General features: G+C 58.5%; 3 protein-coding genes. 1 reads left to right on the top strand and 2 read right to left on the bottom strand.

The genetic code is table 11. The annotated features are described in order from the left end of the window. The coding region (locus H5U08_RS09980; RefSeq protein ID WP_297032606.1) for a hypothetical protein at positions 1 to 355 on the bottom strand (355 nt) is incomplete at its 3' end. A gap of 206 nt (positions 356 to 561) precedes the next feature. Between H5U08_RS09980 and H5U08_RS09975 the strand changes: the two genes are divergently transcribed. Then, the gene (locus H5U08_RS09975) at positions 562 to 3,465 is read left to right on the top strand and encodes a hypothetical protein (protein ID WP_297032604.1); all 2,904 of its coding nucleotides are present in this window, start codon (positions 562 to 564) and stop codon (positions 3,463 to 3,465) included. 68 nt (positions 3,466 to 3,533) lie between these two features. Here the strand turns inward: H5U08_RS09975 and H5U08_RS09970 are convergent. After that, a partial coding sequence (locus tag H5U08_RS09970; protein ID WP_366494371.1) for a neutral/alkaline non-lysosomal ceramidase N-terminal domain-containing protein occupies positions 3,534 to 4,988 on the bottom strand: 1,455 nt, incomplete at its 5' end.

The raw sequence follows: 4,988 nt of genomic DNA, 5'->3' as shown, positions 1-4,988 counted from the left end.
CACTGGGAAAAGCGGAGAACAGTGCCACGATGCCCCCGGCCATCAACCCGCCAACGGCCGCGGCAGAGCCCACCGTGATTGCCAATCCCACAGCCAGCGTGATTCCTCCACTCATCCACACGAGAAATCGGATCCATCCCGGAAGCGCCAACCATTTCCGAATGGGACTCGCCCACCGCACGTAAAACAGCTTGAATTCCATCCAGAACTTCTTGCGGTCCAGGCCCGCCAGAGAGGAACGTAGCGAGTCGATTTGCTGCTTGATTTGAGAAAGCTTTGCCTCCACCCGTTGCAGGCTTCGCAGGGTGGCGTTCTCCATTTCCATCAGTTGCCTTGGATCATCCGGCAGTTTCATCGGTCGCGATGTCCTCCCCCGATACGCTTTCGTCAAAAAGTGTTAGGCCAAGCCATTCCCGTGTGGATCTTTCCGCCGATGGCCGGAAGTGTCATAATCCAACGGGGCTGAATCGTGGCACGTTTTTCCCAGTCCCAAAGACGTCTGCCACGGCGCCGAGGACCTTCTGCGTGTCAACCATTCCGTTTTTCCGAAGGAGTTCAGCCATGCGGTCATTGCGAAACTCCCCGTCGGTGTTGCCGGTGCGCCACGGCGGTCTCGTGGTCATCGTCGCCGCACTTTGGAGTGGCCTGTACACGCCCTGTTTCAGCCAGGAAATCGTCCTGGAGAACGAGTTCGTCCGGTATGTCGTCGCCCCCGATGGTCGAAATGTGAGCTTGACCGACAAACTCGGCCAGGGGGAACAACTCATCACAACTCAAACCGGCTACATCGTGACGTACCGCCAGGCGGGGAAAACGTTTCTTCCCCGACGATGCATCAAAAACGGTGACAGACTCACCGTGGAATTCGAAAATGGCCGCGTCGTGCTGGAAGTTACGTCCCGGCTGCATCATTTTACGTTCCGCATCGCGTCGGTGGAGGGCAATCCCGAGGAAATTCGTCTGCTCAATTTGTTCGTCAAACCGTCGCAGTTAACAAGCAGTATTGCGGGAATTGCGCAGGACGACAACTTCGCCGTAGCCGTCCGATCGCTCAACCTACTTGTGCTCGGCCAGGTTCACAGTGTGCGGCTAACAGCCGGTCAGTCCTCCAGCGTCCAAGCAGGCAGTTCGCTGGAGCCTTCGCAAGCCGCGAGCATCTCTGCCGTGGCCTACCGTGAACACGGCTTTGGCGGGGCAGCGGTGGCCCTCGTCGCATGTCCGAGGGCACGGCTTCGAGACACGCTTCGGGAGATGCTGGAAGCAGAGGACGCGGTTCGTTCGCCGCTTGGCGGCCCGTGGGCTTTGGACGCCCCGGAAACCCAGGGTTCCTACGTCTTTGCCACCGTCTCCGAAGAGAATGCGGACGACTGGATCGAACTCGCCAGGAACGCCGGCATTGCCGAAATCCATATGATCGGCTGGGAGCAGACCCTCGGACATTACCAACCGCGGAAAAATCTTTTTCCCCATGGCATCGAGGGATTGCGCCGGGTGGTAGAAAAAATCCATGCAGCAGGCTTGAAGGCCGGTATGCACACGCTCACGGGCTGTATTTCGCCAGCCGATCCCTGGGTCACGCCGCACCCCGATCCTCGGCTCGCGGTGGACGCCCGATTCACCCTTGCCGCACCACTCGACGAAAAGACCGATCGGATCATCGTTCAGGAAAAGCCCGGCAACCTGGACACGGTCTGGGCATACGGAAGCCGGGGAAATGTTCTCCGGATTGGGGATGAGCTTATTCAGTACAGTGGCCTGGCTCAGGAACCTCCTTACGGTTTCACTGGGTGTAAACGGGGAGCGTTCGGAACAAAGCCCCAGAATCACGCACCAGGGAGTTCGGTTGAGCATCTTTTTGTGCGTTACGGCTGTTTTCTCCCCGACGAAAATTCCACCCTTGTCGACGAAATCGCCCAGGCCATCGCCGATGTGTACAACACCTGCGGATTCGATATGATCTACATGGATGGAGCCGAAGGCATGCCCGGTGGCTGGTACGGGATCAGCCGGATGCGCGAGGCTATTTTCCGGCGACTGAAGCGTCCCGCCCTGGTTGAAGCCAGTTGCTGGGATTACCATTCGTGGTCTTTCCATTCTCGGCTGGGCGCATGGGATCATCCCAACTGGGGCCTGAAACCGTTCGTGGACTGGCACTGCCGATCCAATGAGGAACATCGGCGAAGTACCTTATTGCCGGTGCAGCTTGGTTGGTGGGCGATTCTTGGCCCCACCCAGGATCACGATGCCGAATTCCCCGACGAGTTTGAATATCTGTGCGCCAAGGCCCTCGCCTACGGAATGCCGCTCTCATTTCAGGGCATTGCTCCGGGGGCCAATCCCCCATGTGCCCGACAGCCAGAATACCTGAAAATGCTCGCGCACTACGAGCGCTTGCGGCTTTCCCAGCAGGTTCCTCAAACTATCCGTGATCGACTCAAGGAAGAAGGCCAGGATTTCCATTTGGAAGTTGATGCGGACGGCTCCTGGCGATTTTACCCGGTGGACTACATGCCGCACAAGATCACGGCGGCCATTCCGGAGAGCGCGACCTGGCAGGTGAGCAATCGTTTTTCGCCCCAGCCGCTGCGTGTCCGGATCCAGGCCCTGTATGGCGTGGAACCCTACGAGAGTTCGCGTGCTCTGGAGATTCTCTCTTTGAACTCGGCGGACGAACTTGGACAGGCGGCTCAGGCAGCAAATGTCACCGCACAGTTTGAGCTTGTTTCGGACGACGTCAAAGTTGGAGAGCGAATTGGGAAGTTTCTTGTAGGTAACTCGGGCAACTCACCCAAAGGTGCCTGGGCGAAACTCACGAAGTCTTTTGATCCTCCGATTAATTTCGAGAATCGAGCGGCGTTGGGGGTGTGGGTACGGGGGGATGGAAGCGGGGCTGTCTTGAACCTCCAGTTAAGCAACCCTCTCCATTACTGGCCCACGTGCGACGAGCATTACGTTCACCTTGATTTCCAGGGATGGCGATATGTTGAGCTGCTTTTGCGGGAACGCGATGCCGACGAATTCCACCGCTACGTCTGGCCGTATGGAAGTTATTATGCCGTCGTGTATCGCTCGCCGCTCATCCGGGACCATGTGAGTGAGCTCAACATCTACGTCAACAACGTCCCGGCACAGGGAAGCACGACGTGCCTGATCAGCCCCGTCCGTGTTATGCCCATTGTTTCAATAAAATTGACCCGGCCGACACTGGAGCTCAATGGGCGGCGCATCACCTTCCCCGTGACGCTTGCCAGCGGGGATTACCTGGAATTTGATGGTTCCGGAGCGGTGCGCGTGTATGACGCCCGAGGTGCCCTGACGGAGACCACGCAGATAGAAGGAGAGATTCCCGAACTGAAAAACGGCGTCAACACGATCCACTTCAGTTGCCATGCCGAGACTCCGCCGCAGGTCCATCACCGGGCACGGGTGACGGTGATCACGCGGGGCAAGCCCCTTCAACCGTAAGGGCACCGGGCAAGGTCCCAGCCGTCCATAACGGCGGGAGAGTTACCAGCTTCCGGTCTTCCTGGGCCCTAAGGCCGCAGTTCCTGGAACATCTCGAGGATGGCCGCCGTTATCTTGACGGAGGCCTGTTCCTCGACTTTGCACGTGCCCAGCCAGGTCTCGTAGCCGCCCAGTTCGTGCTGGCGAGGGGTGGGCAGATAACCGTATGACCCGTTTGCGTGGGAAATGGTGAATGTCGGGCGAAATGGGCTTTTTTCCCGAATTTCCAGCCCGATTTCCGCGAACACTTCGAACGGAATTGCGGCAATACCCAGATCGCCGATACGAATGGCCTGAAGGGGAACGGCAATGGTTTCGGGCGCTTCTTGCTGCTGAATGACACGACGGGCGTAGATCTCTTCATGGGGTCGCTCCGGAAGCGGGGGTGCTCCAGCGAGAATTTCCCGTGCCCGTTTGAGCTGCTCCGGCGTGGGCTTGCGGACCTTCAGAACGACTTCTCGCTGCCGCATTCCCAGAGGTACCCAATCATGCCATTGCAGCGTCCGATGAGCGTCGAACACTTTCTGCGCCAGATCATAAGCAACGTAGCGCATCTGCTCGTACGGTTTTTTCGCCGGTCGCGGCTGTCGGAACGAGATGTTGTTGACGTCCCCACTTGCTCCGTTGGAAAGCATTCCAACAAACGGGGGATCGAGACGGTCCGCCCCGAGAAGTTGCTGGATCCGATCAGCGAAGACACCGAAGTAGTCCGCGGAAATGTGGCCTGGCCCCACGCCTCCGACATAATGCAACGAGTAGTTGGCCAGCAGGGCTATCGGGCGACCATCACGGGACTGCACGGAAATGAACGCGAGTTGGGGATCCACCGGCCCGGCGGGTTCCAACAAGTCCGGACTGCCCACCGGCGGATTCATGCGGACTTTGTCCTCCCCACCAAACGGGTTGAGTAACCGAACACCAGGTTTCATGAACCATCGACGATTGTTGAGGTGTTCGGGAACGTCTACCGTGGCCCAGCCGATACGCGCGGGTTCCAGCCGGGCGACCGCGCAGCGAACTCCGTCGGATATTCTTCGCGCCACAAACATGGCGTAATCGGACATCTGAGGATCCGGTTTGAGGACACTCGCCGGCCGGGCACTGATGGAGGAATGCGTATGGGTTGCCGCGATCAGAATGTGATCTTCCGGAATGTCCGTGTGTTCCCGGATCCGCCTCTTGGCCAGATCGCATACCTCCTGGGCCAGCCCGAGGTTATCAACCACCACGATCGCCACCCTCGTCGTTCCATCATCCAACACAAGCGCACGGGCGAAGAGCTCATCGTGAATGTATTTCCCCGGGGGTGACGCCCACCCGCCGACAATTGGCTCATCGAGCCAGGGGGTGATGTTGCTCGCAGCCGCGCCCGCCTTGAGGATTCTGGATTCCGGCACATTCACGGCCCCTGATTCCCTTGCATCAGTGCCCGCCACTGTCATCCAGAAAAGAAATCCTAAGACAAGAGTCACCATTGTGCGGAT

The organism is Thermogutta sp., assembly GCF_014359955.1.
In the GTDB taxonomy this organism is placed as follows: domain Bacteria; phylum Planctomycetota; class Planctomycetia; order Pirellulales; family Thermoguttaceae; genus Thermogutta.
Note: the sequence above shows the minus strand (reverse complement) of the source record. Positions and strands in the feature narration are given on the sequence as shown.